The following is a 26,041-nucleotide window of genomic DNA, read 5'->3' as shown; positions in this document are numbered from 1 at the left end:
TGTCGGACGATCTGTTGACAGCGAATAGCACACATGTTCGACTGGAGGGCATGCGGTGGGCGGGTCAGACTGTGGACGCGGACGACGGAGCTCTGCCGGGCCTCGAACGGGCCGGCCTCGTCCGTAGTGTCCGCACACCGGAGTTCGAGGGCGTCACCTTCCACGAGGTGCTGTGCAAGAGCGCGCTGAACAGGACGCCGGAGGCCTCCCGGTTGCCGTTCCGGTACACCGTCAACACCTTCCGGGGCTGCACCCACGCCTGCCGTTACTGCTTCGCCCGGCCCACGCACGAGTACCTCGATCTCGACGCCGGGCACGACTTCGACTCGCAACTGGTCGTCAAGACCAACGTCGCCGCCGTCCTGCGCCGCGAACTCGCGCGACGATCCTGGACCCGGGAACACGTGGCGCTCGGCACCAACACCGATCCCTACCAACGGGCAGAGGGGCGCTACCGGCTGATGCCCGGAGTCATCCGGGCGTTCGCCGAATCCGGCACCCCCTTCTCCATTCTCACGAAGGGCACGCTGCTGCGCCGCGATCTCCCGCTGCTGTCGCTGGCGGCCGGTCAGGTCGACGTCTCGGTCGCGGTGTCGCTCCCGATCGGCGATCCCGAACTGGCCGCGCACATCGAACCGGGCACGCCGTCACCGAAGGCCCGTCTCGATCTCGTGAAGGCGATCGTCGACGCCGGGTTGTCGTGCCACGTCATGGTCGCTCCGGTGCTGCCCTTCCTCACCGACTCGCGACAGCACCTCGACACGCTGTTCGGCTCCCTCGCCGCCGTCGGCGCGTCGGGGGTCACCGTGATACCGCTGCACTTGCGCGGCTCGACCCGCGGGTGGTTCCTGTCGTGGCTCGCGCAGGAGCATCCTGCCCTCATGCGACGCTATCGCCGCCTCTACGGACGGGGCGCCTACGTTGCTCCGGAGTACTCGCAGTGGTTGGACGAGCGGGTCGCGCCCCTGCTCGAACGTCACCGCCTCGGGGTCCGGGCGTCCGCTCGGCGCGAGGAGAAGAGTGCGCTACGCACCGACGAACACGCCCCCGAACCCGAGACGGCGCTCACCCTGTTCTGAGGCGGTTCGTGGGCGGCGCGTCAGTCGCCGTATGCGAGCCGGAACTTCTCGAACGCCACGCGCGATGCTTCGGGAACCGGTCGTGATCCGCCTTCGGCGGCGGTGCCGACGTCCACCGAGTCGGCGAGTGCGACGCACCGGCCGTGCTGGAACAGGGCCGAGCCGATCACCACCGACGACGTCCCGATGCGGTGGACACCGGTGGCAATGACGATGTCGTGCGGATAGAACACCTCGGCCAGGAAGTTGATCTCGATCTTCGCGAGTACCGCACGCTCGAAGGGGTGGGTACCGCCCAGGGTCGACGACACGGCCTCCATGACGAGGACGCGGGCCTGCTCGAAGTAGCGGGCGATCGAGACGTTGTTGATGTGCCCGAGCGCGTCCGTGTCGCCGAACAGGGGCGTGATCGTGCGCTGCAACGGATACAGGTCGAGCGAGGTGCGTCGCGGGTCGTACCGCATGGGAGGTACCGCCTTCGGAGGTCGTGACTGTGACCCGGTCAACATATCCGTGATCCACCGGCGTCCCGCTCCGGAGGTGCGGACGGAGTTCGCCTCGGGGCGAAGGCCTACCGTCTGCCGTCGATCATGCGATCGCGCATGCGAGCGAAGGCCTCGGTCATGGGGGCGATGTCGGCGGGAGAGAGCAGGTCGAACATGTTCGCGCGGACCGCCCCGACGTGGCCGGGGCCCGCCTCGGCGAGTCTCGCGTAGCCGACGTCCGTGAGTTCGGCCCACGCGCCGCGTCGGTCGGATTCGCACTCCACGCGCCGCACCCATCCCGCGTTCTCCATGCGGGAGACGGCGCGGGTGATGCCACTGCGGGTCGTGGTGCTCGCGTCCGCGAGGTCGCGCATGCGCATCCGGCGGTCGGGTGCCTCGGACAGCAGGACCAGGATTTCGAAGTCGGTGAAGGAGATGTCGGAGTCCCGCAGCAGCTGCTTGTCGAGATTCTGGAACAGCAGGCGCGTCGCATCCAGATACGCGCGCCACAGGCGCTGTTCGTCGTCGCTGAGCCACTTCGCTTCTCCCATGATCTCCAGTGTACCCGCGTTAGTTGACTACGCAATCAAATGTGACACACTGGACGGGTCGACCGACGGACCACCGAGAGGAGTCGAGCGACATGAGCAACACCGACACCCGTCCCGAGGAAATCCACTGCCGGACGGAGGACCTCCCGATCCGCAACCCGCTCCGCCCCCGCGTGGAGATCATCACCTCGCGTGAGGTCCCGCTCGGCGGCCCCCGGGCGATGCCCGTGCGCCGCACGCTTCCGCAACGGCAGCGTTCGCTGATCGGCGCGTGGTGCTTCGTCGACCACTACGGCCCCGACGACGTCTCCCGTACCGGCGGCATGGACGTCGCACCGCACCCCCACACCGGACTGCAGACGGTGTCGTGGCTGTTCACCGGCGAGATCGAACACCGCGACAGTCACGGCGTGCACGCGATGGTCCGGCCGGGGGAGTTGAACCTCATGACCGGAGGCCACGGGATCTGTCACTCCGAGGTCTCCACCTCCGCGACCACGACGCTGCACGGCGTGCAGTTGTGGGTGGCACTGCCCGACGCACATCGCGATGCGCCCCGCGACTTCCAGCGCCACGTGCCGCCGGTCGTCCGGGTGCCCGGTGCCGACGTCAAGGTCTTCCTCGGTTCGCTCGCCGGCCAGGAGTCGCCCGTGACGACGTACACCCCGCTGCTCGGCGCGGAGATCGTCCTGGACCCCGCGGCGAGCATCACCCTCGACGTCGATCCGTCGTTCGAGCACGGGGTGCTCGTCGACACCGGTACGGTCGCGCTGTTCGGCGCCGTGCTCACACGTGCCGCGCTCGGCTACATCGGAACCGGCGTGCCGGCCCTCGAACTGACCAACACCACCGACGAACCCGCACGTATCGTCCTCCTCGGCGGAACACCCCTCGGCGAGGAGATCGTGATGTGGTGGAACTTCGTCGGCCGCGACCACGACGAGATCGTCGCCTACCGGGACGCCTGGGAACGTGGGTTCGATCGGTTCGGCAGCGTCTCCGGCTACACCGGCAAGGTCGAGCGCCTCCCGGCGCCGCCCCTGCCCCAGGCGCGTATCCGCCCCCGCCGCAATCCACCCACCGCAGATCCGAACTGCCCGACACAGGACCCCGCATGAGCACCGCACCGATTCTCGACGTCCGCCGCGCGAACGACCGCCTCCACACGAAGATCGACTGGCTCGACTCGAGGCACTCCTTCTCGTTCGGCCACCACTACGATCCCGACAACACGCATTTCGGGATGCTGATGGTCAACAACGACGACATCGTCCGTCCGGGAAGCGGTTTCGACACCCACCCGCACCGCGACATGGAAATCGTCACCTGGGTGCTCCGCGGATCGCTCGTGCACCAGGACTCGACGGGGCATTCCGGGGTGATCTACCCGGGTCTCGCGCAGCGCATGAGCGCGGGCTCCGGGATCCTCCACTCCGAGAAGAACGACTCGTGGCGTTATCCCGGTGCCACCGCGTCGTATGCCGCCGAGCACGACGAACCGGTGCGGTTCGTGCAGATGTGGGTGCTGCCGGACGAAGCCGGGATCGAGCCGGGATACGAGCAACTCGAGATCGACGACGAACTGCTCTCCGGCGGACTCGTGCCGGTCGCATCCGGAATGGATGCCTACGCCGACCATTCCGCCATCCGCATCCGCAACAGATATGCCGCCATGCACGTCGCGCGGATGCGTCCGGATCGCCCCGTGACGCTGCCGGACGCACCCTTCGTGCACCTCTTCGTCGCCCGGGGCGAAGCCGCACTCGAGGGAGCCGGACCTCTCGCCGAAGGAGACGCGGTGCGGATCGCCGGCGGTGGTGGCCGACAGCTCACCACAGCCACCGGTGCCGAGGTCATCGTCTGGGAGATGCACGCCGCACTCGGACATTCCTGAACACCGACACTCCCGACCGGTCCGGCGGACCGGAAGCGGCGACAGGCCCGCCCCGAGGATCCGGGACGGGCCTGTCGCCGTCGTGGGTCAGCTCGCGGCGCCGCTCATCGGCAGCAGCCGGGCCAGGACGTCCGAGAGGGTGATCAACCCGACGATCCGTCCGTTCTCGGTGACGGTGACCAGGTGGTTCCTGGTCTCCCGCATCGTCGTCAGCGCCTCGTAGACCGGCGTCGCGGCATCGATCGTCAGCGCGGGGCGCATCAGTTCGGTCGCCGTGGTTCCGGGTGCGGCCTGGAGGCTGTCGCGCACGTGCACGACACCGTCCACGTGTCCGTTGGCGCGCACGAGCAACCGGAGGTGTCCGGTGCGATGGGCCGTCTCACGGATCTCGACGGCCGTCGAGGTCGGCTTCACGCTGCTCGGCTCGGCCTGCGGCGTGACGATCTCGCCGAGCGTGAGCGTCTCGAGCTCCAGCGCGCTGCTCAGATGCCCGTGATAACGCTCGTCGAGCGTGCCGACGGTGGCCGAGTGCTCGACCAGATGCCGCAGCGCATCGGGATCCTGACCTTCGGCGACCTGATCCACGGGATCCACACCGACCTTCCGCAGGCACCAGTTCGCCATGTGGTTCAACCGGACGAGCAGCGGCCGGGTCACCCACATGAACGCCCGCATGGGCAGCGCCAGCATCGTTGCCGACTTCTCCGGGTGGGCGATCGCCCACGACTTCGGTGCCATCTCGCCGACGACGAGGTGCAGGAACGTCACGATGATCAGCGCAAGGACGAAGCCGGCCACGTCCGCGAGCCACAGCGGCGCGCCCCAGTTCTCGAACAACGGTGTGAGCCAGTGGTGCACTGCGGGTTTGGTCGTCGCACCGAGTGCGAGCGTGCACACCGTGATACCGAGCTGGGATCCCGCGAGGAGCACCGACAGTTCGGACGCGCTGCGCAGGGCGGCCCGCGCGGAGCGGCTCGACGTCGCTGCGTCCTCCAGTCGGTGTCGTCGTGCCGCGATGAGCGCGAACTCGACCGCGACGAAGAACGCGCTGGCGGCGATCAGGCCGATCGTCACGACCGCGACAACCACAGGATTACTCATTGCCGGTCACCTCGTCCGTCAGAACGGTCACGCGCACGGACGACGGCACGTGCTTGTCGATGTCGCGTACCTCGGCCACCAGGATCCTGTGGATCGGGCCGTCCTCGTTCAGCAGTTCGGCGGGATCCGGATCCAGCGTGATCCGGACGGTGTCACCCACCTCGGGGAGGCCGCCGAACTCGGTGATGACCAAGCCGGCGAGCGTCTCGTAGTCGCCCTCGGGCAGTTCGTGGTCGAGGGTGCGGGCCACCTCGTCGATGTGTGCGTCGCCGCGGACGATCCAGCCGTCGCCCTCGGGGCGGATGACCTCGACGGCCATCGCCGAATCGTGCTCGTCGGCGATCTCGCCGACCAGTTCCTCCGCGATGTCCTCGAGGGTGACGACGCCGGCGAAACCGCCGTACTCGTCGATCACCAGTGCCATCTCGTCCTCGGCCCGGGCCAGTTCGGTGAGAACCTCCGGCAGTGCCAGCGTGGCCGGCACGATCACGGGCGGGCGGCAGACCTCCGCGGCCGTGCCCGTCGGGGTGTCGAGGCCGAGGAGGTCGTGCAGGTGCACGACACCGCGCAGATCGTCGGACGAGGTGCCCACCACCGGGTATCGGGTGTGCCCCTCGCTCATCTTGTCGAGGATGGTGGCGACCGGCTCGTCCAGTTCGACGACGTCGACCCGCGACCGCGGGATCATCGCGTGTTCGGCGGTCCGGGTCGGGAACTCGAGGATCCGGTCGAGGAGGGTGGACAATTCCGGCGGAAGTTCGCCGGTCTCGCGGGACGCAGCGACGATGTGTTCGAGGTCGCGCGGTGTCGCGGAGTGCTCGACGTCGTGTACCGGCTCGATGCGCAGTGCGCGCAGCAGGAGATTCGACGACGCGTCGAACAGTTTGATCAGCCATCCGAAGACGGCGAGATAGGCGTTCGTCGACAGGGCGAGACGGCGGGCGACCGGCTCGGGACGGGCGATGGCGAGATTCTTCGGTACCAGTTCACCGAAGACCATCTGGACCACCGTCGAGAAGAGCACGGCCAGCACGGTGCCGACGGCGACACCCACGGCGGTGGGGATGCCGACACCGCCCAACAGTTCGCCGAGACCGCTACCGATCAGCGGTTCCGCGACGTAACCGACGAGCAGACCGGTGACGGTGATGCCGAGCTGGGCGCCCGAAAGCATGAAGGAGGTGCGGCGGGTGACCGCCAGTGCGCGGGCCGCAGCCGAGTCACCGCCTTCGGCGCGGGCCTTCAGGCGGGAGCGGTCGACGGCCATGTACGCGAATTCCTGCGCGACGAAGTAGCCGGTCAGAGCAGTGATGGCGAGAACGACAAGAATGCCGGCCGCGATTCCGAGGGCGGTCAGCACTTCGGGGACCGGGCTCGGGTGACGAGCAGAGCGTCATATCTGGGCGGGACGGGTCTTCGAGGTTTTCGCTTGGGGGGTTTCATGACTCCCTCGGGTCGGGTCGGGACGGGTGCATTCACAGGATAGGACGAACGGACAGGGGTGGAAGTTCCACACCCGGGGTGGAGGTATGGTCACAAGGCGATCTTGTAATCTCCCGGATTATCATCCGAATGGACCGGATTGTCCGTCGCGGGTATTTCCGAGCGATTACGACATTTCTGACCGATTTTCTCAAATATCTCGCTGTTTCCGCTGGTAGAGAGTTTTTGTGGCCTGGATAACAAATCTATGTGCTGCGCTGGCGTGGAATGCAGGTAACAATTGGATCGCGTGTCGACGCGCGTCGTCACAACTTCGTTGTTGTTCCATTGATGGGAGAAGCCCGTGCCTGCACTCGAGTTCCTTGTCGACCTCTTCGGTAACCTCGCCGACCTGTTCGACGTGCTGAACTTCTTCACCGGTTCCGCTGATGCGGCCGGCGATGCGTTCGGCAGCAGCCAGGCCTGAGCCTCGCAGACTCGAAGGCCCGTGGGTTGATCCCGCGGGCCTTCGTCGTGTCCGGACACGGTCGTGTCCGTCCGGTCAGGGGGTGAAGTACCGCGCCCGCCCTCGACCGCCGTTCTCGACCTCTGTCCTCGAACACGGAAACCGACGTTTGGGTTCGTTCGGTCACGGCTAACCGGGGGATGTAATTCGGACCACTCAACCCAAACGGACGTTCGGTGAGAGGACGCGAAACATGACATCTCGAACCCCAAGCCCCGGCCGTGGCTCGATGACGGCAACGCCGGTGCAGACTGCGGCGCTCGTGGTGGGCGCTGTCTTCCTCCTGGTGGGCATCCTCGGCTTCATCCCGGGGGTCACGTCGGACTACGACCAGCTCTCGGGCGCAGGCCATCATTCCGAGGCCATGCTCCTGGGGATCTTCCAGGTCTCCATCCTGCACAACATCGTGCACCTGTTGTTCGGTGTCCTGGGGCTCGCTGCGGCCCGGGCCGTGGCAACCGCCCGCAGTTTCCTCATCATCGGCGGTGCGATCTACCTGGTGCTCTGGATCTACGGCCTGATCATCGACAAGGACAGTGGCGCCAACTTCGTGCCGGTGAACTCCGCGGACGACTGGCTGCACTTCGTCCTGGGCGTGGGCATGATCGCGCTCGGTGTGCTCCTGACACGCACGCGGACCACCCCGGGCACGGTTCGCCCCTGACCCGTACCCACCCGTCGTGATGACGGGATCCGGAGAACCCGTGGCCCCTCACGCCACGGGTTCTTCGGCATGGGTAGGTACGGACTCTGCCGGTGCGGGGTCGTCGACCTTCAGCACCCCCGACTCGGCGACCGCGGCGAGCGACAGTGTCCGATAACCCTCGCTGTCGAACAGGACGGTGACGCGATCGTGCTCGCAGGTCATCACCACTCCCGGTCCCCACTCGGCATGCACGACATGCGTGTTCGGGGCGAACGCCGACGTCTCGCAGTCCACCTGGGCAGTATCGGCGCCCGGAAGCACGGACACTGTGGCGACCTCGTCGGACGCGCCGTCCCGGCAGGTGTCGCACCGGCCGCAGGGGTCGGACAGCGTCTCGCCGAAGTACCCGAGCAGGAACCGGCGGCGGCAACCGCGGGTCTCGGCGTAGCCGCGCATCATCTCGACCCGCGATCGGTCCAGTCGCTCGCCCGACGCGGCCGTCTCGCGTGCGCGCTCGACCGCCTTCCGTCGGGGGATGTCGGCGGCGGACAGTCCACGCCGGCCGGAGACGAGAGCTCCGCACCGTTCGAGCAGGTTCACCGCGTTGGCCAGTCTCCGCCCCCGCACGTCGAGCTCGGTACGCAGCCGTCCGAGCTTCATCGGCGACGCGGAGTGGACCGCCGAGAACACCCGGCCGATCAACTCCTCGTCGGGGTTGTGGGTGGTGAAGAAGGTCGCGAGCGACAGATCCTCGGGGCGGTAGAACATCAGGACGGTGGCCGGTTCGCCGTCGCGTCCGGCGCGCCCGATCTGCTGGTAGTAGGAATCGACCGAGTCCGGTATCGAGGCGTGCACGACGAAACGCACGTCCGGCTTGTCGATGCCCATGCCGAAGGCGGAGGTCGCCACCACGACATCACAGCGACCGTCGAGGAAGCCGAGGTGGACGTCCTCGCGCTCGGCCGCGCGCATCCCGGCGTGATACGGGCACGCATCGATCCCGCGTTCACGCAGGGCCTCGGCGTATCGCTCGGTGTCCTTGCGGGTCGCGGCGTACAGGATGCCGGGCCCGGGCAGGGACGCCACGGCCTCGACGACGGCGCGTCGCTTCTCGCCGTCGTCGGTGTGCCTGCGCACCTCGATGTCGAGATTCGGCCGGTCGAAACCACCGGCGACGACGAGCGGGTCCCGCATGCGCAACGCCTCGACGATGTCCTCGCGGACCGGGGGTGAGGCGGTGGCGGTGAGCGCGACGACGGGTGGCCGGCCCAGGGCCTCGGCCACGTCTCCCAGGCGTAGATATTCAGGCCTGAAGTCGTGGCCCCACATGGCGACACAGTGCGCTTCGTCGACGACGAGGAGCGAGACCTCCACGCTTCTCAGGCGCTCCAGGACCTCGTCCTTGGCGAGCTGCTCGGGAGCGAGGAAGACGTAGTCGGCGTCGTGTTCGAGCACGGCCTGCCAGTTCGCCTCGTTCTCCGACTCGCGCTGGCGCGAATTGATCGCGACCGCCTCGGGTGCCTCCGAGTGGTCCAGACCGGCGATCTGATCGTTCTGGAGCGCGATCAAGGGGGAGACGACGACCGTCACCCCCGGTAGCAGCAGTGAGGGCACCTGATAGATCGCGGACTTCCCGGAGCCGGTGGCCATCACGGCGAGGACGTCGCGTCCGCCCAGCAGCGGAACCATCGCGTCCAGCTGTTCGGGACGCAGCGTGTCCCAGCCGAACACCTTCTGCGCGGCGACGCAGAGTTCCTCGCGTGCATTCTCCGATGCTTTGTCGGACGACGACCGATACATCTTGTGCTGCAAGTGGACTCCAGAATTCGGAAGGGACTGCGCGTGAAGGTGCGAGCGCAGGGTGCCCTCCGCATACCCGAGGACGTGCCCGCCCCAAACGGTTGCGCACCCGGAGCCGGAACAGTCGTGAGATCCCGGTGCCGTGTCGACCCCGAGCGGTGTGGGTACCCGCGTGCCATACGTGCCGAGGAGGAGATATGAACGACGCTCGACCTCTCGCTCTGGTGACCGGAGCATCGCGAGGCATAGGCCGGGAACTGGCGGTCCTGTTCGCGGCCGACGGATACGACCTCGTGCTCGCGGCGAGATCGGATGCTCTGGACGAGGTCGCCGCAGACCTGCGGACGTCCGGTGCGGAGGTGGTGTCGGTCCACGCGGATCTGAGGACTCCGGAAGGGGTCCGGGCGGTCCACGAGGCCGCGACGGCCGGAGGTCGCGTCCCGGCGGCGGCTGCGCTCAACGCCGGTGTCGGGATCGGCGGAGCGTTCGTCGACGCAGAGCTCGAGGATGTCCTCTCGGTCGTCGACGTCAACGTGCGCTCGACGGTGCATTTGGCGCATCTGCTGCTGAACGACATGCTGCGGGTGGGCTCGGGCCGAATGCTCGTCACCTCGTCGGTGGTGTCGAAGATGCCCGGCCCCTACCAGGCCGTGTACAACGCGTCCAAGGCCTTCGTGCAGTCCTTCACCGACGGCGTCCGCAAGGAACTCGACGGCAGCGGGGTCACGCTCACCGCGATGCTGCCCGGAGCCACCGACACCCACTTCTTCGCACGTGCCGGGATGCTCGACACGATCCTCGGGAAGGCGCCCAAGGACGATCCCGCGCACGTCGCGCGCGACGGTTATGCCGCTCTGATGCGCGGCGAGGCGAACGCGGTGCCCGGCTCCGTGCTCGCGAAATCCATGGCAGTCTTCGGAACGGTGGCGCCCGACGCGGTGACCTCGGCCGTTCACCGGGTCCTGGCCAAACCTCGATCGGGGCGATGATCCGCGACGGCAGGACCGCTCAGTCGGATCGCGTCCGCACTGCCGGGCGGGTGGGGTGGTCGTAGCGCACCAGGACGTCCGCGTCCGCTCCTGAATGGTCGAGCATTGCATGTTCGAGCACCGCGTCATGTTCGAGCACCGCGTCGATCGTCCAGTGATCCTCGGGGCGTGTGCGCCTTTCGAGCGCGCCCCGGGACATCGTCAGGACGACGGTGACATCGAAGTCGAGACCACGGCCGAGAAGCATGGGGCCGGCGACGACGAGGATCTGGTCCTCCGCCGCTCGCCGCGGGCGCTCGCGCGCCGAACGGTCGGTGCGTTCGTCCCACAGCCGCGGAAGCCATCGTCGATGTTCGCGTACCGCGCGCAGCACCTCCCGGTCGACCGCGGCGTAGTCGAACCAGTCGTGGCGGTAGCTGTACGGATCGGTCCGTCCGTGCTCGAGCCGGAGCGATGCGGGCCGGACGAAATCGTGGAGATCGACGACGTCCGCTGCGCGGCCCCGCGTTCTCAGTTCCGTCGCGACACGCTGTGCGAATTCCACCGGGTCTGCCGCGTCCGGTGCGCTCACGGCGATGCACACGCTTGCGGTCAGCGCCTCGGCGCGATCGGCGACGGAGGCCGTGAGTATCTCGGGGGTCAGGGGAGTGAAGGCGGGCATCGCTCGCCGTTCACGCCCTTCCGCGTGTGGGGGTCACCAGGGCGGTGTGTCGTTCCCGTCCGGTACCGGTGTGTCGAGAAGCCGGTCGAGCCAGAGCACCGCCTCGACCAACGCTTCCATCTGCGACGCCCAGTCCATCGCGAAGACCACTTCGTCGAGGTCGCTGCGGGCCGCGACCGAGTCGCCGGCGAGCGCGTCGACGACCGCTTTCATCACGGTGCTCTCCGGCTGCGGGAGTTCCTCCGGCCGGACGTGACGGCCGCTCTCGGTCCGGATGGTCAGTTCGAAGCTCTCGTCGCCGCGCACCTGCGGGCCGATCTTGTCGACGACGACGTCGGCGATCGTCGAAACCGTCCACCTCAGCACGCCCCCGTAGAGCGGGGGAGTGATCTGTGACGGCGAGTCCGAACCGGCGCTCGACACCAGCGCCGCGACCTCTTCGGTCAGTTCGCTGTAGCCGTTCTCGTGTGCGAGAGCGAGAAGGCGTCCTCCCATCACCGCGTCGCTGCGTGTGATTCCGGCTCGTTCTTCGTGCATGCAGAACGAATGCCCCGTTTTGTGTCCCATCACACATCGCGGTCGCGACGGGTGTGCGAGCGCCGTCGTCACGAGAGTGAGGAAAATCACATTCGCGGGCTATCCTGAGGTCATGAAGCACATCGCCACTGGTCCGAAAGATGTCACGGTCGGTGTCGGGGACACGATCGAGTTGCACCTACCCGAGAACACCTCCCGGGACTACTGCTGGTCGACGTCGAGGGTCGGAGAGGGGCTCGTCCTTCGCGACATCCGATTCCTGCCGTCGAAGAACCCGTTGCCGGGAGGGACCGGCGAGCGGGTCTTCTGTTTCAAGGCGCGCCGCGCCGGTACCTGGCCCATCTCGCTGCGCATGCGGAAGCATGCCGACCTGGTCGCCGACCGCGCGAACATGACCGTCACCGTCGCGTGACGGCGTCCCGGCGCTCGCCCTGCGGTGCGGGGCTCAGCGCAGGGCGGGCGGGTTGTCGAGATCGCGCGCCGAGTAGGTGTCGCACGCGTCGACCCGGCCGGTGCGGTATCCGGCCAGGAACCAGGCCTGACGCTGCTCCGACGACCCGTGAGTCCAGCCCTCCGGGTTCACCCGACCGGTGGCGGCCCGCTGGATCCGGTCGTCGCCGACGGCCGATGCGGCCGACAGTGCGTCGCGGATGTCGGTGTCGGTGAGCGGCACGAGGAAGGGCTCTCCGGTGGTCGGCTCGGGCAGCTTGTCGGCGTGGTAGGCCCACACCCCGGCGTAGCAGTCGGCCTGCAGTTCCGTACGTACGGCGCCGGATTCGGGGCCGCGCGGGTCGGCCTGCGCGCGACCGAGATCGCCGAGCTGGTTCTGCAGGTGGTGCCCGAACTCGTGGGCGACGACGTATTCCTGCGCGAGCGGACCGCCGCTGGCGCCGAACCGCGTCTCGAGTTCGTCGAAGAAGCTGGTGTCGAAGTAGGCGGTCTGATCCGCCGGGCAGTAGAACGGCCCGATGTCGCTGGTGGCGTTGCCGCACCCGGTGGACGTGGCCGACGTGAAGATCTCGACCTCCGGCTGCACGTAGGCCACGCCGGTCTGGGTCGCGAACTGCTGCTCCCACACCGAGTCGAGCGACCCGACGGTGTAGAGCACCCGGCAGTCGACGTTCTCGTTCGCGGCGCTGCCACCGACCTCGCACTGTTCGAGTGCGCTCTCGGCCTGCGGATCGCCGGAGGTGTCGGGCACTCCCGAGCCGAGCAGCGAGGACGGATCGCCGCCGAACAGCAACGCCAGGATGATGACGATCAGGCCACCGGCCCCGCCACCGAGAGCGAGCTTCCCGCCGCGGCCACCGCCGCCGGTACGGACACGGCCCGCATCCATGCGTGCACCTTCTCTGAACGTCATCGCCGCCGCTTTCTCCTGTGTTCGTCGGATTCGGACAAGCTTGGCACGAACTATTCGGTACGGGTGCGCTCGGGCCGATCGTGTCTTTCGTAGGATTACAGCCGACGAACCCGTCGCTGATCGTTTCGAAAGGAATTCCGTGCTGCGCACCCATCTCGCCGGCTCGTTGCGAGCCGAGCACGCCGAGCAGACAGTCACCCTCACCGGTTGGGTTGCCCGGCGACGCGATCACGGCGGGGTCATCTTCATCGACCTGCGTGACGCCTCGGGTGTCTCGCAGGTGGTCTTCCGCAGCGCCGGCGTCCTCGAGCAGGCGCACCGGCTTCGCGCGGAGTACTGCGTCCGGATCACCGGCAAGGTGGAGGTCCGCCCCGAGGGCAACCAGAACTTCGAGATCCCGACCGGTGCGATCGAGGTCGACGCCTCCGAGCTCGTGGTTCTCAACGAGGCCGCCCCGCTGCCGTTCCAGCTCGACGACCAGGTCGGTGAGGAAGCGCGCCTGAAGTACCGCTACCTGGATCTGCGTCGCGAGAAGCCCGGCAAGACCATCCGTCTGCGCAGCAAGGTCAACGCCGCGGCCCGCGCGGTGCTTGCCCACCACGAGTTCGTGGAGGTCGAGACCCCGACCCTCACCCGCTCCACACCGGAGGGTGCGCGCGACTTCCTGGTGCCGGCCCGCCTGCAGCCCGGCAACTTCTACGCTCTGCCGCAGTCCCCGCAGCTGTTCAAGCAGCTGCTCATGGTCGGCGGCATCGAGCGCTACTACCAGATCGCCCGCTGCTACCGCGACGAGGACTTCCGCGCCGACCGTCAGCCCGAGTTCACCCAGCTCGACATCGAGATGGCGTTCGTCAACCAGGACGACGTGATCCTCCTCGCCGAGGAGGTGCTGCACGCGCTGTGGCGCCTGGTGGGCTACGAACTCGAGACCCCGATCCCGCGGATGACCTACGCCGAGGCCATGCGCCGTTTCGGCACCGACAAGCCGGATCTGCGTTTCGGCATCGAACTCGTGGAGTGCAAGGAGTTCTTCAAGGACACCACCTTCCGCGTCTTCCAGGCCGAGTACGTCGGTGCCGTCGTCATGCCCGGTGGCGCGAGCCAGCCGCGTCGTCAGCTCGACGCATGGCAGGAGTGGGCCAAGCAGCGCGGTGCCAAGGGTCTCGCCTACGTGCTCGTCGGTGAGGACGGCACGTTGAGCGGTCCGGTCGCCAAGAACCTCACCGACACCGAGCGCGAGGGTCTCGCTGCGCATGTGGGCGCGAACCCCGGCGACTGCATCTTCTTCGCCGCCGGTCCCACCAAGCAGATGCGCGCACTGCTCGGCGCCGCCCGCGACGAGATCGCCCGCAAGCTCGATCTGATCGATCCGAACGCATGGGCGTTCGTGTGGGTGGTCGACGCCCCGCTGTTCGAGCCGGCGGCCGATGCGACCGCGAGCGGCGATGTGGCCCTCGGTCATTCGGCGTGGACCGCGGTGCACCACGCGTTCACCTCACCCAAGCCCGAGTACATCGACACCTTCGACACCGATCCGGGTTCGGCGCTGGCGTACGCCTACGACATCGTCTGCAACGGCAACGAGATCGGTGGCGGCTCGATCCGTATCCACCGCCCCGACATCCAGGAGCGGGTGTTCAAGGTGATGGGCATCTCGGAGGAGGAGGCGAACGAGAAGTTCGGCTTCCTGCTCGAGGCGTTCAAGTACGGCGCGCCCCCGCACGGTGGCATCGCCTTCGGCTGGGACCGCATCACCGCGCTGCTCGCCGGGGTGGACTCGATCCGCGAGGTCATCGCGTTCCCCAAGTCCGGTGGCGGTGTCGATCCGCTGACCGATGCTCCCGGCCCGATCACGCCGGAGCAGCGCAAGGAGACGGGCATCGACTTCGTGCCCGAACCCGAGACCGAGGGCGCCGACAAGGCCTGATCCCCCGTAGCTGTCGATGGCGCGGTGTCGCCCGTCTCCGGACGGAGGCACCGCGCCGTCGTGTGTGCCGTCCGGCGGTGTTCCCGGGTGAGGTTCGTGGGCTCGATGAGGTTTGTGAGGATCGAGCCCGGGTATTCCGTCGGTCCGGCGCCAACGGGGGCGACGGATCGAGGAGGTATCCATGGCCGACGCACGCGTGATCTTCTACAAGCCGCTCGCTCTCGCAGCCAGTGTGGGAGGTGGCATCCTCGCCGGAGCCGTCTTCAACCAGGTGTGGAAGAAGGTCGGCGGCAGTGACGAACGGCCCGAACCTCAGGATCTGTCGCAGCGCACCCGGGACGTGCTGATCGCGGCCGCCCTTCAGGGTCTGATCTTCGGTGTCGTGAAGGCTGCGGTGGATCGTGGCACCGCCCGTGGTTTTCAGAAGGTGACACACGTTTCACCGGAATGATCGTGACGTGTCCCGATCGTGATCGGCGCCCGAGGCGCGGAGCGGCCGGAGCGGGAACGGGGACACGCCCGGATGAACAGCGATTTTCCCTCGCAAAGCAGACAAAAGCGACCTGGTGGGCCGGGCACGGGTGAAGAAGGTCCTGCTCGATCCGAGCATTGTGGAGGACCTCGTCGTGACCGAGAACCTGTAGATTGGGCAGTGATGACCGCAACATTGGCAGACCCCGTGTCCGAGGTGGTTCACGCCGCCGAAGCGCTGCTCACCCGCCGTACCGGCGCCACGGTGACCCTGACCGATCCCGTGGATCTCGGAGGCAGTGGACGTTCGGTGGTCGTACGGGTACGAGTGGCCGCCAATCCGTTCTCGCTCCCGCGCACCCTGGTCGTCAAGCAGGTGCCGCCCTCGCGCGGTACAGGTCACGTCGACTTCCGTGGTTCCGAGACGGACGAGCAGGTCGCCTTCCTCCGTGAGGCGGTCTCCTACCAGTTCACGACGGCCCTCGCGAAGGATCACCGCCCGGGCGCCGAGCTGCTCGCCTACGACTTCGACGCCCGCCTGCTGGTGCTCAGCGACCTCGGCGACGCGACCACTCTGTCGGAGGTGCTCCGCAACAGTTCCGAGGCCGCGGGGAACACCCTGATGGCCCTGGCCCAGGCACTCGGACGCATGCATGCGGCGACCGTCGGTCGCGAGGAGGACTTCGCGGCGCTGCTGCGGCGCGCCGATGTCGCGCGGGTCGCCGACGCCGTGTCCCAGCAGGCCCTCGATGCCGTGCGGGGTGTGCCCGAACTCCTCGAGGCCGACTTCGGCCTGTCGGTGCCCGAGTCGGTGCGCGAGCGTGCCGAGCGGGCGTCCAAACTGTTCACCGGCGGGCGTTTCCGGGCCTTCAGCCCGTCCGACCTGTGCCCCGACAACATCGTGGTCGGCGACGAGGGTGTGCAATTCCTCGACTACGAATGGGGCGGCTTCCGCGACGCGACCCTCGACATCGCGTACGCACTCAGCTCCTTCCCGCTGTGCCTGTGTTCGGTGCCGCTGTCCGTCGATCGCATCCGTGCGATGGCCGACGCGTGGCGCGCCGAGGTCGTCGCCATGTGGCCGCAGCTGGCCTACGACGAGGTACTCGAGGAGCGGCTGCTCGACGCCCTGCTCGCATGCATCTGGCTGAGCACGCACCTGTTCCTGCCCGAGGACCATGCGCGGATCGCCTCGGTACGCGAACACGGACTGTCTGTGCCGCGCATCCCGGCGCTCCGCGCCCGCTGGTCGCTGCTCGCCGAGTTCGCCACCGCGACAGGCCACGACGACGTCGCCGCGCACGCCCGCGACGTGCTCGCTCACCTCGAGGACCGCGCCGCCGGTTAGAGCGGTCGATCGGGCAGGCGCCGACCGGCGTCTACGCCAGCGGAGCGGCGGGCTCGATCTTCGTCGCGCCGTCGGCCACCCGGTATCCCGCGACGCGGCGCGCGGCCGCGTTCGGATCCGTGCGCTCGCCGATGAAGAACCACTCCATCTGCGTCGCGTCTGGAGTCACGTCGAGTACCCCGTAACCGTGCGAATCGAGTTCGACGAACCGCACGTGCCGGTTGGTCGCGGTCGCCGTCGCCTCCAGCGCGGGAGACAGGCTCCGCGGGGGCACACCGAGCAACTCGTCGATGTTCGCCGACGTCACCGACGGAACCACGAACTCCGTGGCGACGGTGCCGGCACCGGGGTAGTCGGCGGCGTCCACCGGGACGTCCATCGCCCACGAGGTGTGGATGTCGCCCGTGAGGAAGACGACGTTGCGCAGTCCCGCCGCCGTGATGGTGTCGATCAACCGTCGACGGTCGGCGGTGTAACCGTCCCACTGGTCGGTGTTGAAGGGCAGACCTCCGGCCGGCATTCCGACGAGTTCGGTCAGTGCTCCGGTGGTCCGCGGATCGAGGGGCGGCAACACGATCGGCGAGAACATCACCGAATTGCCGATCAACTGCCACCGGGTGGGGGAGCTCGCCAGGCCGGCGGTGAGCCACTCCATCTGGTCCCGTCCGGTCATCGTGCGACCCGGATCGTCGACCTGCCGTCCGGCTCCGAGGACCTGCTCGGAGCGATAACTCCGCAGATCCAGCATCGACAGTTCGGCGAGCTGTCCGTACCGCAGGCGCCGGTAGAGCCGTCCGCCGTTCGGGCGAACCGGCATCCACTCGTCGTAGGCCTGCACCGATGCGGCCTTGCGGGACGCCCAGTCGCCCTCGACGAGGGGATCGTGATTCTCCGCCCCGCCCGCCCAGGCGTTGTTCGCCGACTCGTGGTCGTCCCAGATCACGATCCACGGCACCTTCGCGTGCAACGCCTGCAGGTTCGGATCGGTCTTGTACTGCGCGTGCCGGATCCGGTAGTCGGCGAGACTCACGATCTCGTGGGCGGGCTCGTGCGTCCGGACGCCCCGGCCACCGGCGACGGGGAACTTCCCGGCCGCGTACTCGTACAGATAGTCGCCGAGGTGCACCACGGCGTCGAGATCGTCGCGTGCGGCCAGGTGGCGGTAGGAGGAGAAGAAGCCGCCCTCCCAGTCGGCGCACGACACGACCCCGAAGCGCAGGCGTGCGACCGCAGCATCGTGCGAGGGCGCGGTGAACGTCCTGCCGGTCGGGGAGACGGCACCGCCGGCGCGGAATCGATAGAAGTAGGTCGTGCCCGGTGTGAGCCCGCGGGCGTCGACCTTGACCGTGTGGTCGGAGACGGAACTCGCCGTCACCGTCCCACTCGCGATCACGGCGTCGAAGCTGCTGCTGCGGGCGAGTTCCCAGGTGACCGGGACGTCCGGTCCCGCACCCGAGCCGGGCGTCGCCTCCGGCGAGGGTGTCACCCGCGTCCACAGGATCACCGCGTCGGGCAACGGATCTCCCGATGCCACGCCGTGCGCGAAGACGGCGGGGGATGCCTGCGCGTGCTGCGAGGTCGAGGCGAAGGCCGCAACACCGGCGGCGAGGATCGACGACCGGAGCACGGCGCGGCGGGACACATGATCGGCGGTCGGTGTCGTGGGCACGATCAAGATCCGACCACACGGTCGGTCATCCGTCCATGCGAACGACGAACACCGCCGCCGACCGGGCGTCGGCGCGAGCTTGTAGCGTCGGATGCGTGAGTGATCTTTTCGGGGCGAACGACCCGTCTGCCGAACCGGACGCCCTGTTCGAGGCGCCACGCGAACCGGAACCCGAGGGCGAACCGCAGGTCCGCCGGCAACCCGTCGCGGCCGGCGGGGCGAACGCGCCGCTCGCTGCGCGCATGCGACCGGCGAGTCTCGACGAGGTGGTCGGGCAACAGCACCTGCTCGAACCGGGGGCGCCGTTGCGGCGGCTCGTCGAGGGATCGGGTGCGGCCTCCGTGGTGCTCTACGGTCCGCCCGGTACCGGGAAGACGACCCTGGCCTCACTGATCTCCGGAGCCACCGGACGCCGGTTCGAAGCGCTGTCCGCCCTGTCTGCGGGCGTCAAGGACGTGCGTGCCGTCATCGATCTGGCACGCCGGCGCCTCACCCACGGCGAACAGACCGTGCTGTTCATCGACGAGGTCCACCGCTTCTCCAAGACCCAGCAGGACGCGCTGCTCGCCGCCGTCGAGAACCGCATCGTGCTGCTCGTCGCCGCGACGACCGAGAATCCGTCGTTCTCCGTGGTCGCCCCGCTGCTGTCCCGCTCGCTGGTGCTGCAGCTCCAGCCGCTCGGGCCCGACGACATCCGGGCACTGCTCGAACGTGCGCGTACCGACGCCCGTGGACTCGCCGGTGCGGTCGAGATCGACGACGACGCACTCGACCACCTCGTCCGGCTCGCCGGCGGCGACGCCCGCCGTGCCCTGACGGCGCTCGAGGCCTCCGCCGACACCGCGCTCGCCGTCTCCGGTGGCGACGCGGCCGTCATCGACCTCGTGACCGTGGAGTCGAGTATCGACGAGGCCGCCGTCCGTTACGACCGCGACGGCGATCAGCACTTCGACGTCGCGAGCGCCTTCATCAAGTCGCTGCGCGGCTCCGACGTCGACGCGGCACTGCACTATCTGGCACGGATGATCGTCGCGGGGGAGGACCCGCGCTTCATCGCCCGCCGCCTCATGATCCAGGCCAGCGAGGAGGTGGGCATGGCCGATCCCACCGCTCTGCAGACGGCGGTCGCCGCAGCGCAGGTCGTGCAGCAGGTCGGAATGCCCGAAGCCCAGCTCGCGCTCGCCCAGGCCACCATCCACATCGCCACCGCCCCCAAATCGGGTTCGGTCACCGCAGCCCTCGGCGCCGCGATCGCCGACGTGAAGGCCGGTAAGGCCGGGCCGGTACCCGCTCACCTGCGCGACGGTCATTATCAGGGCGCGCAGAAGCTCGGCAACGCGATCGGCTACAAGTTCCCGCACGTGCACCCCGACGGCGTGCTCGCGCAGCAGTACGCCCCGGACGAGCTGGTCGGCGTCGACTACTACGAGCCGACCGGTCGCGGTGTGGAACGGGAGCTGTCGGCCCGCCTGCCCAAGCTGCGCCGCATCGTGCGCGGTGAGCGGTGACGCCGTCCGCCGAGTACTCACGGCGCCGTACCGAGGCCACTTTCGGCGGCGCGATAAGCTGAAGAACGGCCGATCGACAGGATCGACCGCCCGTCCCGGGTAGTTCACACCATCGCCAGACCACAAAGGACCATCGACGTGCAGACCCACGAGATCCGCAGGCGCTTTCTCGATCACTTCGTGAAGGCGGGACACACCGAGGTGCCCAGCGCGTCGCTGATCCTCGCCGATCCCAACCTGCTGTTCGTCAACGCCGGCATGGTCCCCTTCGTGCCCTACTTCCTCGGGCAGCAGACTCCGCCCTACACCCGCGCCACGTCGGTGCAGAAGTGTGTGCGCACCCTCGACATCGAGGAGGTCGGCAAGACCACCCGCCACAACACCTTCTTCCAGATGGCCGGCAACTTCTCGTTCGGCGACTACTTCAAGGAAGAGGCCATCACCTTCGCGTGGTCGCTGCTCACCGGCTCCGTCGAGGACGGCGGCTACGGAATCGACCCCGAGAAGCTGTGGGCGACGGTCTATCTCGACGACGACGAAGCGTTCTCGATCTGGCGCGACAAGGTCGGCGTGCCCGAGGAGCGCATCCAGCGTCGCGGCATGAAGGACAACTACTGGTCGATGGGCATCCCCGGCCCGTGCGGCCCGTGCTCCGAGATCTTCTACGACCGCGGCCCCGACTATGGCGTCGAAGGCGGCCCCGAGGCCGACGAGGACCGCTACATCGAGATCTGGAATCTCGTGTTCATGCAGAACGAGCGCGGTGAGGGCGGTGCCAAGGACGACTACCCGATCCTCGGCCCGCTGCCGAAGAAGAACATCGACACCGGCATGGGTGTCGAGCGCGTCGCCTTCCTGCTCCAGGGCGTCGAGAACGTCTACGAGACCGACCTGCTGCGCCCCGTGATCGACAAGGCCGCCGAACTCACCGGCGCCGTCTACGGCGCGAAGCACGACGACGACGTGCGCTTCCGCGTCATCGCCGACCACGCCCGCACCGCGGCGATGCTCATCGTCGACGGCGTCAACCCCGGCAACGACGGCCGCGGCTACGTGCTGCGCCGCCTGCTCCGCCGCATCGTGCGCTCGGCGCGTCTGCTCGGCGCCGACAAGCCCACCATGCGCGAGTTCATGGCGGTCGTGCGCGACACCATGGCCCCGTCCTATCCCGAACTCGACACCGACTTCTCGCGCATCGAGACCGTCGCGGTGGGCGAGGAGACGGCCTTCCTCAAGACCCTCGGTACCGGCAGCAAGCTGTTCGAAGGCGCCGTCGAGACCGTGAAGTCGCAGGGCACGAATGTGCTCGGTGGCACCGAGGCGTTCACCCTCCACGACACCTACGGGTTCCCGATCGACCTCACCCTCGAGATGGCGGCCGAGGCGGGCCTGACCGTCGACGAGGAGGGCTTCCGGTCGCTCATGGCCGAGCAGCGCCAGCGCGCCAAGGACGACGCCCGCGCCCGCAAGCACGCCCACGCCGACCTGACCGTCTACAAGGAACTCCTCGACCGCGGTCCGACGGAGTTCACCGGCTTCAGCGAGCTGGTGACCGAGGCGCACGTGCTCGCCGTCATCACCGGTGGCGAGCGCCTGCACGCGGCGAGCGCGGGCCAGCAGGTCGAGCTCATCCTCGACCGCAGCCCCCTCTACGCGGAGTCCGGCGGCCAGATCGCCGACATCGGCACCATCACCGGCCCCGGGCTGAAGATCAAGGTCGACGACGTCCAGAAGATCGCCAAGCAACTGTGGACCCACAAGGTCACAGTGCTCGAGGGTCAGGTCGTCGAAGGCGACGCCGTCCTCGTGCAGGTCGATCCCGAGTGGCGCAAGGGCGCAACCCAGGGTCACTCCGGGACCCACCTGGTCCACGCCGCGCTGCGCGAGGTGCTCGGCCCCAACGCCGTGCAGGCCGGTTCGCTCAACAAGCCCGGCTACCTGCGCTTCGACTTCTCGTGGCCCGGCGCCCTGTCCGAGCAGCAGAAGCAGGACATCGAGGCCGTCACCAACGAGGCCGTCGCGGCGAACTATCCCGTCAACACCTTCGTCACCGACCTCGACAAGGCCAAGAAGATGGGTGCGATGGCCCTGTTCGGCGAGAACTACGGCGACGAGGTCCGCGTCGTCGAGATCGGTGGCCCGTTCTCGATGGAGCTGTGCGGCGGCACACACGTGCAGCACTCCTCGCACGTCGGCACCGTCACCCTCCTCGGTGAGCAGTCCGTCGGTTCCGGCATCCGCCGCGTCGAGGCGTACGTCGGTCTCGACTCCTACCGCCACCTGGCGAAGGAACGCGCGCTGCTCGCGGGCCTGTCCTCGACCCTGAGGGTTCCCTCCGAGGAGGTGCCCGGACGTGTCGAGGCCTTGCTCGACCGGCTCAAGGCCGCGGAGAAGGAGCTCGAGAAGACCCGCGCCGCGAACGTCGCCGCCGCAGCCGGAACGTACGCGGGCAAGGCGCAGCGCGTCGGCGACGTGCTCGTCGTGGCCGAGGCAGCGCCGGAGGGTGTCGCCGGCAACGACCTGCGCACGCTGGCGTCCGACGTCCGTGGGCGGCTCGGCACCGAGCCCGCCGTGGTGCTGCTGCTCGGCAACGCCGGCGGCAAGGTGCCCTTCGTCGTGGCCACCACGAAGGCTGCGCAGGAGAAGGGCATCAAGGCAGGCGACCTCGTCACGAGCTTCGGTCCCGCGATCGGTGGTCGCGGTGGCGGCAAGCCCGACATGGCTCAGGGCGCAGGGTCGGATCCGGCCGGTATCCCGGCCGCACTCGATGCCTTCCGTGCCCGTTTGAGCGAGCTGGCCGGCTGAGCGTGGCCGAACCGCCGCGCCCCGATCGTCCCGGAGTGGACGATCCCGGCCGTGGTCGCCGCATCGCAGTCGACGTCGGCAGCGTCCGGATCGGGGTCGCCTCCAGCGACCCCGACGGGATCCTCGCCACCCCGGTCGAGACGGTGCCGCGGTCCAAGGAACGCGGACCCGACGCACCCGATATCCGGCGCATCGTCGAGATCGTTAGGGAATACGAGGCTGTTGAGGTTATCGTCGGGCTGCCGCAGACACTGCGCGGTGAGCCCGGCAAGGCTGCGAAACTGGCGAGCGATTTCGCGCGTCGACTTCGCCGTGCCCTACCCGACGTTCCCGTGCGCCTGGCCGACGAACGTTTCACGACGGTCACTGCGGCGCGCGCCCTCCGCGAGAGCGGGGTGAGTGCGCGAGGTGCGCGGCCGGTCATCGACCAGGCTGCCGCCGTGGCCATCTTGCAGGGTTGGTTGGACGAGCGGAGTTCGGTAGTGAACGAGTCGGGGCGTGACGCAGGGGGCAGCCGGTGAGCCGGCACGGACGACACGACGACCATTCGGAGAACGCACGGCAGGATCTGTTCGCGGATCCTTACGCCGGTGGGTACACGGAACCTCCAGTGGATCGCACCGGATCCGAGGATCCCTATCGCACCGGATCCGAGGATCCCTATCGCACCGGATCCGAGGATCCGTATCGATCCGACCCGCGGTACCGGTACGACGATCCGTACGCATCCGACCCCCAGGGTCACGATGCGTACGGGCACGCCCCGTACGGCAACGACTCCCACGGCCGTGATCCGTACGGCGGTGTTGCGTACGAGGGCGTCCCGGGTGGGCACCCGGAGGCCCGTCGACCCGATCCCGACGATCACGAGACCACGGTCCTGAACTTCGGACCGGGTGTATTCGACGGCCCGCCGCCCGGTCACCCCGAACAGGGTTACGGCGAGCAGGGGTACGCCGAGGAACATCAGGGGTACGTCGAGCAGGGCTACAGCGACGGAGGTTACGCAGGATCCGGGTACGAGCACGACGGATCCACCGGCGCCGATCCCGGACACGCTCCGGTCGATCACCCCGAGGGTGGACATCTCGACGACGAGTACCCGGGCGGATACTCCTACGCCGCACGCGACGCCTACCGCGACGACGACTCCGCCGACGACGCGGTCGCAGCGGAGGAGGTCACCGCCGAGCAGCGTGCGGTCCCCCTCGCGGTCGATGGTTCGGAACGCGCCGCACGTCGCAATCCGAAGGCGAGCGGGCGCAAGAAGCGCGGACGTGTCGTGGGCGCGCTCGCCGCCGCGGTGCTCCTGCTCGTCGTCGTGGGTGGCGGTTATCTCGCCTACGACCGGTTCCTCGGCACCGATCTTCCGCCGGACTTCACCGGACCTCCCGGACCGGCCGTCGTCGTCCAGGTCAACCCCGGCGAGACCGCCGGGGAGATCGGCAGCGAGTTCGTCGACAAGGGTGTCGTCGCGAGTTCCGCTGCCTTCTACGAAGCGGCCGTGCAGAACTCGGGGATGAATTCGCTGCAGCCCGGCTTCTACCAGGTGGGCACCAACATCCCGGCTGTCGACGCCGTCGCCGCCCTCGTCGACCCGGCCAGCCGGGTCGGTGCGCTCGTGATCTCCGAGGGACGTCAGCTCCACGACATCCGCGACGTCAACACCGGTGCCGTCCGCAAGGGCATCTACACACTCATCGCCGAGGCGAGCTGCCACGGCGATCCGGCCGCGGAGAACTGCGTCACCTACGAGGAACTCGACGCGGCCGGTGCCACCCCGGACCTGCAGGCGCTCGGCGTTCCGGAATGGGCGCGCGACGCGGTCGCGAACGTGCCCGACCGCAGGCGACAGCTCGAAGGCCTCATCGCCGCGGGCAGCTGGGATTTCGATCCGACGGCCGAACCCGTCGACATCCTCGCCCGCCTCGTGTCGGAAAGTGCTGCCAGCTACGACGCGACGGGGATCACCGACGCGGCCGCACGCGTGGGCCTGACCCCGTACGAGATGCTCATCTCCGCATCGCTCGTCGAACGCGAGGCCCTGCCACAGGATTTCGCGAAGGTCGCCCGCGTGATCCTCAACCGCCTCGAGATCGACCAGATGCTCCAGTTCGACTCGACCGTCAACTACGAACTCGACGAGACCGAACTCGCGACCACCGACGCCGACCGCGCGCGGGTGACCCCCTGGAACACCTACGCCATGGTCGGTCTGCCGGCGACGCCCATCTCGTCACCGAGCATCGGTGCGCTGCAGGCGATGGAGAACCCGGAACCGGGGGAATGGATCTACTTCGTGACGATCGACGACAAGGGCACCACGCTCTTCGCGAATTCCTACGAGGAGCACCTGCAGAACACCGAACTGGCACTCGCGAGCGGGATCCTCGACAGTGGGCGCTGATCCGAACGGGGGTGTCCGGAGGGCCGCGGTCCTCGGGAAACCCATCGCGCACTCGAAGTCGCCCCTGTTGCATCTCGCGGCGTACCGGGCACTCGGACTGACCGAGTGGACCTACGAACGCATCGAATGCACCGGTGAGCAGCTGCCGGGACTCGTGTCCTCACTCGGTGAGGAATGGGTGGGTCTGTCCGTCACGATGCCCGGCAAGTTCGCGGCACTGGAGTTCGCCACCGAACGCACCGAGCGGGCCGTCAGGATCGGATCGGCCAACACCCTCGTCCGCATCGAGAGCGGGTGGCGCGCCGACTGCACCGACGTCGACGGCGTGTCCGGAGCACTGCGTTCGGTCGGCGTCGGCGATCTGTCCGGCGCGTCGGCGGTCGTCGTGGGCTCGGGTGGCACCGCCCGACCGGCGCTCGTCGGTCTCACCGACCTCGGTGTGCGCTCGGTGACCGTGGTCGCGCGGTCCGAAGAGAAGGCCCGCGCGACGTTCGATTGTCTCGACGACGACATCGACGCCCGATGGCTGTCGTTCGACGCACCCGAACTCGGCCGGGTCTGCGCCGAGGCCGGTGCGCTCGTGAGCACCGTGCCCGCACCCGCAGCAGCCCCGTACGCGGAGGCTCTCGCACAGGCCCCGTGCATCCTCGATGCGATCTACGACCCCTGGCCCACGCCGCTGGCGACAGCGGCCGAGGTACGCGACGTCCGCGTCGTCAGCGGTCTGCACATGCTGCTGAACCAGGCCTTCGGGCAGGTCGAGCAGTTCACGGGTCTGCCCGCCCCGCGCGCGGAGATGGCGCGTGCCGTCGGGCTCGACCTGAATTCTCCGCACCCGGCCTGAGATCCCGC

General features: G+C 68.4%; 24 protein-coding genes. 15 read left to right on the top strand and 9 right to left on the bottom strand.

Annotation, left to right across the window (positions count from 1 at the left end; genetic code table 11):
- The first annotated feature begins 50 nt into the window (after window positions 1–50).
- Entirely contained in the window at window positions 51–1,079 is a 1,029-nt protein-coding gene (locus ACWPOC_RS13850) for an Rv2578c family radical SAM protein (RefSeq protein ID WP_120282390.1), read from the top strand.
- 20 nt (window positions 1,080–1,099) lie between these two features.
- Here ACWPOC_RS13850 and ACWPOC_RS13845 read toward each other — a convergent pair whose 3' ends face one another.
- Window positions 1,100–1,543 carry an acyl-CoA thioesterase gene (locus ACWPOC_RS13845; RefSeq protein ID WP_120282391.1) on the bottom strand — a complete coding sequence of 148 codons (444 nt, stop codon included), beginning with the start codon at window positions 1,541–1,543 and terminating at the stop codon, window positions 1,100–1,102.
- A 107-nt stretch (window positions 1,544–1,650) separates the two neighbouring features.
- Window positions 1,651–2,115 carry a MarR family winged helix-turn-helix transcriptional regulator gene (locus ACWPOC_RS13840; protein ID WP_159418479.1) on the bottom strand — a complete coding sequence of 155 codons (465 nt, stop codon included), beginning with the start codon at window positions 2,113–2,115 and terminating at the stop codon, window positions 1,651–1,653.
- 92 nt (window positions 2,116–2,207) lie between these two features.
- Here ACWPOC_RS13840 and ACWPOC_RS13835 point away from each other — a divergent pair, with 92 nt between their 5' ends.
- Both ACWPOC_RS13835 and ACWPOC_RS13830 read left to right on the top strand, forming a co-directional pair.
- A complete protein-coding gene (locus tag ACWPOC_RS13835) occupies window positions 2,208–3,233 on the top strand; it encodes a pirin family protein (RefSeq protein ID WP_455408849.1) in 1,026 nt (341 codons plus the stop codon).
- Window positions 3,230–4,009 (top strand): pirin family protein, encoded by a 780-nt coding sequence (locus ACWPOC_RS13830; RefSeq protein WP_455408848.1) that lies wholly within the window; start codon window positions 3,230–3,232, stop codon window positions 4,007–4,009. The genes ACWPOC_RS13835 and ACWPOC_RS13830 overlap by 4 nt, the downstream gene beginning before the upstream one ends.
- 87 nt (window positions 4,010–4,096) lie before the next feature.
- On the opposite strand, the gene ACWPOC_RS13825 is transcribed toward ACWPOC_RS13830, so the two are convergent.
- Window positions 4,097–5,110, bottom strand: a complete 1,014-nt coding sequence (locus ACWPOC_RS13825; protein WP_183070692.1) for a hemolysin family protein — start codon at window positions 5,108–5,110, stop codon at window positions 4,097–4,099.
- The gene (locus ACWPOC_RS13820) at window positions 5,103–6,470 is read right to left on the bottom strand and encodes a hemolysin family protein (protein ID WP_455408847.1); all 1,368 of its coding nucleotides are present in this window, start codon (window positions 6,468–6,470) and stop codon (window positions 5,103–5,105) included. Before ACWPOC_RS13820 ends, ACWPOC_RS13825 begins: the two co-directional genes overlap by 8 nt.
- 426 nt (window positions 6,471–6,896) lie before the next feature.
- On the opposite strand from ACWPOC_RS13820, the gene ACWPOC_RS13815 reads away from it, so the two are divergent.
- Complete coding sequence (locus tag ACWPOC_RS13815; protein WP_016691628.1) at window positions 6,897–7,019, top strand: hypothetical protein; 123 nt, start codon at window positions 6,897–6,899, stop codon at window positions 7,017–7,019.
- A 268-nt stretch (window positions 7,020–7,287) separates the two neighbouring features.
- Window positions 7,288–7,722, top strand: coding sequence for a DUF4383 domain-containing protein (locus tag ACWPOC_RS13810; RefSeq protein WP_060653197.1), 435 nt, complete (start codon window positions 7,288–7,290; stop codon window positions 7,720–7,722).
- A gap of 48 nt (window positions 7,723–7,770) precedes the next feature.
- Here the strand turns inward: ACWPOC_RS13810 and ACWPOC_RS13805 are convergent, their stop codons facing one another.
- Complete coding sequence (locus ACWPOC_RS13805) at window positions 7,771–9,504, bottom strand: RecQ family ATP-dependent DNA helicase (RefSeq protein WP_455408905.1); 1,734 nt, start codon at window positions 9,502–9,504, stop codon at window positions 7,771–7,773.
- Between the two features lie 197 nt (window positions 9,505–9,701).
- On the opposite strand from ACWPOC_RS13805, the gene ACWPOC_RS13800 reads away from it, so the two are divergent.
- The gene (locus tag ACWPOC_RS13800; RefSeq protein ID WP_455408846.1) at window positions 9,702–10,493 is read left to right on the top strand and encodes an SDR family NAD(P)-dependent oxidoreductase; all 792 of its coding nucleotides are present in this window, start codon (window positions 9,702–9,704) and stop codon (window positions 10,491–10,493) included.
- A gap of 19 nt (window positions 10,494–10,512) precedes the next feature.
- On the opposite strand, the gene ACWPOC_RS13795 is transcribed toward ACWPOC_RS13800, so the two are convergent.
- Together ACWPOC_RS13795 and ACWPOC_RS13790 are read right to left on the bottom strand one after the other, a co-directional pair.
- Window positions 10,513–11,154 carry a hypothetical protein gene (locus ACWPOC_RS13795; RefSeq protein ID WP_455408845.1) on the bottom strand — a complete coding sequence of 214 codons (642 nt, stop codon included), beginning with the start codon at window positions 11,152–11,154 and terminating at the stop codon, window positions 10,513–10,515.
- Window positions 11,155–11,187: 33 nt separating this feature from the next.
- Window positions 11,188–11,691, bottom strand: a complete 504-nt coding sequence (locus ACWPOC_RS13790; RefSeq protein ID WP_120282400.1) for a hypothetical protein — start codon at window positions 11,689–11,691, stop codon at window positions 11,188–11,190.
- Between the two features lie 112 nt (window positions 11,692–11,803).
- Between ACWPOC_RS13790 and ACWPOC_RS13785 the strand changes: the two genes are divergently transcribed.
- Window positions 11,804–12,103 carry a protease inhibitor I42 family protein gene (locus tag ACWPOC_RS13785; RefSeq protein WP_006551419.1) on the top strand — a complete coding sequence of 100 codons (300 nt, stop codon included), beginning with the start codon at window positions 11,804–11,806 and terminating at the stop codon, window positions 12,101–12,103.
- A 33-nt stretch (window positions 12,104–12,136) separates the two neighbouring features.
- Here ACWPOC_RS13785 and ypfJ read toward each other — a convergent pair whose 3' ends face one another.
- Window positions 12,137–13,054 carry a KPN_02809 family neutral zinc metallopeptidase gene (ypfJ, locus tag ACWPOC_RS13780; protein ID WP_455408844.1) on the bottom strand — a complete coding sequence of 306 codons (918 nt, stop codon included), beginning with the start codon at window positions 13,052–13,054 and terminating at the stop codon, window positions 12,137–12,139.
- Window positions 13,055–13,193: 139 nt separating this feature from the next.
- On the opposite strand from ypfJ, the gene aspS reads away from it, so the two are divergent.
- The 3 genes from aspS (at window position 13,194) to ACWPOC_RS13765 (ending at window position 16,800) form a co-directional block, all read left to right on the top strand.
- Window positions 13,194–14,981 (top strand): aspartate--tRNA ligase, encoded by a 1,788-nt coding sequence (gene aspS, locus ACWPOC_RS13775; protein ID WP_159418471.1) that lies wholly within the window; start codon window positions 13,194–13,196, stop codon window positions 14,979–14,981.
- Window positions 14,982–15,162: 181 nt separating this feature from the next.
- On the top strand, window positions 15,163–15,432 hold the full coding sequence (locus ACWPOC_RS13770; protein WP_006551422.1) for a DUF4235 domain-containing protein: 270 nt from the start codon (window positions 15,163–15,165) through the stop codon (window positions 15,430–15,432).
- A 204-nt stretch (window positions 15,433–15,636) separates the two neighbouring features.
- Window positions 15,637–16,800 (top strand): kinase, encoded by a 1,164-nt coding sequence (locus tag ACWPOC_RS13765; RefSeq protein ID WP_455408843.1) that lies wholly within the window; start codon window positions 15,637–15,639, stop codon window positions 16,798–16,800.
- Between the two features lie 31 nt (window positions 16,801–16,831).
- On the opposite strand, the gene ACWPOC_RS13760 is transcribed toward ACWPOC_RS13765, so the two are convergent.
- The gene (locus tag ACWPOC_RS13760; protein WP_455408842.1) at window positions 16,832–18,469 is read right to left on the bottom strand and encodes an alkaline phosphatase D family protein; all 1,638 of its coding nucleotides are present in this window, start codon (window positions 18,467–18,469) and stop codon (window positions 16,832–16,834) included.
- Between the two features lie 95 nt (window positions 18,470–18,564).
- Between ACWPOC_RS13760 and ACWPOC_RS13755 the strand changes: the two genes are divergently transcribed.
- The 5 genes from ACWPOC_RS13755 to ACWPOC_RS13735 all read left to right on the top strand — a co-directional run bounded on the left by ACWPOC_RS13755 (window position 18,565) and on the right by ACWPOC_RS13735 (window position 26,033).
- Complete coding sequence (locus ACWPOC_RS13755) at window positions 18,565–19,977, top strand: replication-associated recombination protein A (RefSeq protein WP_455408841.1); 1,413 nt, start codon at window positions 18,565–18,567, stop codon at window positions 19,975–19,977.
- 138 nt (window positions 19,978–20,115) lie between these two features.
- On the top strand, window positions 20,116–22,782 hold the full coding sequence (gene alaS / locus ACWPOC_RS13750; protein WP_455408840.1) for an alanine--tRNA ligase: 2,667 nt from the start codon (window positions 20,116–20,118) through the stop codon (window positions 22,780–22,782).
- A gap of 2 nt (window positions 22,783–22,784) precedes the next feature.
- Window positions 22,785–23,303, top strand: a complete 519-nt coding sequence (gene ruvX, locus ACWPOC_RS13745; RefSeq protein WP_026061030.1) for a Holliday junction resolvase RuvX — start codon at window positions 22,785–22,787, stop codon at window positions 23,301–23,303.
- Window positions 23,300–25,189 carry an endolytic transglycosylase MltG gene (locus ACWPOC_RS13740; protein WP_455408839.1) on the top strand — a complete coding sequence of 630 codons (1,890 nt, stop codon included), beginning with the start codon at window positions 23,300–23,302 and terminating at the stop codon, window positions 25,187–25,189. The genes ruvX and ACWPOC_RS13740 overlap by 4 nt, the downstream gene beginning before the upstream one ends.
- A complete protein-coding gene (locus ACWPOC_RS13735; protein ID WP_455408838.1) occupies window positions 25,179–26,033 on the top strand; it encodes a shikimate dehydrogenase in 855 nt (284 codons plus the stop codon). Before ACWPOC_RS13740 ends, ACWPOC_RS13735 begins: the two co-directional genes overlap by 11 nt.
- The last annotated feature ends 8 nt before the right edge of the window (window positions 26,034–26,041 follow it).

Source organism: Rhodococcus sp. 5G237, assembly GCF_053764735.1.
This window is presented reverse-complemented; position numbering and strand designations above follow the sequence as displayed.

Bases quoted from the DNA above. Each gene is read 5' to 3' on its own strand.
- ACWPOC_RS13770 (WP_006551422.1), top strand. From the start codon at position 15,163: ATGGCCGACGCACGCGTGATCTTCTACAAGCCGCTCGCTCTCGCAGCC.
- ACWPOC_RS13765 (WP_455408843.1), top strand. From the start codon at position 15,637: ATGACCGCAACATTGGCAGACCCCGTGTCCGAGGTGGTTCACGCCGCC.
- ACWPOC_RS13785 (WP_006551419.1), top strand. From the start codon at position 11,804: ATGAAGCACATCGCCACTGGTCCGAAAGATGTCACGGTCGGTGTCGGG.
- ACWPOC_RS13845 (WP_120282391.1), bottom strand. From the start codon at position 1,543: ATGCGGTACGACCCGCGACGCACCTCGCTCGACCTGTATCCGTTGCAG.
- ACWPOC_RS13810 (WP_060653197.1), top strand. From the start codon at position 7,288: ATGACGGCAACGCCGGTGCAGACTGCGGCGCTCGTGGTGGGCGCTGTC.
- ypfJ (WP_455408844.1), bottom strand. From the start codon at position 13,054: ATGACGTTCAGAGAAGGTGCACGCATGGATGCGGGCCGTGTCCGTACC.
- ACWPOC_RS13790 (WP_120282400.1), bottom strand. From the start codon at position 11,691: ATGCACGAAGAACGAGCCGGAATCACACGCAGCGACGCGGTGATGGGA.
- ACWPOC_RS13805 (WP_455408905.1), bottom strand. From the start codon at position 9,504: ATGTATCGGTCGTCGTCCGACAAAGCATCGGAGAATGCACGCGAGGAA.
- ACWPOC_RS13800 (WP_455408846.1), top strand. From the start codon at position 9,702: ATGAACGACGCTCGACCTCTCGCTCTGGTGACCGGAGCATCGCGAGGC.
- ACWPOC_RS13840 (WP_159418479.1), bottom strand. From the start codon at position 2,115: ATGGGAGAAGCGAAGTGGCTCAGCGACGACGAACAGCGCCTGTGGCGC.
- ACWPOC_RS13850 (WP_120282390.1), top strand. From the start codon at position 51: ATGCGGTGGGCGGGTCAGACTGTGGACGCGGACGACGGAGCTCTGCCG.
- ACWPOC_RS13830 (WP_455408848.1), top strand. From the start codon at position 3,230: ATGAGCACCGCACCGATTCTCGACGTCCGCCGCGCGAACGACCGCCTC.
- ACWPOC_RS13835 (WP_455408849.1), top strand. From the start codon at position 2,208: ATGAGCAACACCGACACCCGTCCCGAGGAAATCCACTGCCGGACGGAG.
- ACWPOC_RS13795 (WP_455408845.1), bottom strand. From the start codon at position 11,154: ATGCCCGCCTTCACTCCCCTGACCCCCGAGATACTCACGGCCTCCGTC.
- ACWPOC_RS13825 (WP_183070692.1), bottom strand. From the start codon at position 5,110: ATGAGTAATCCTGTGGTTGTCGCGGTCGTGACGATCGGCCTGATCGCC.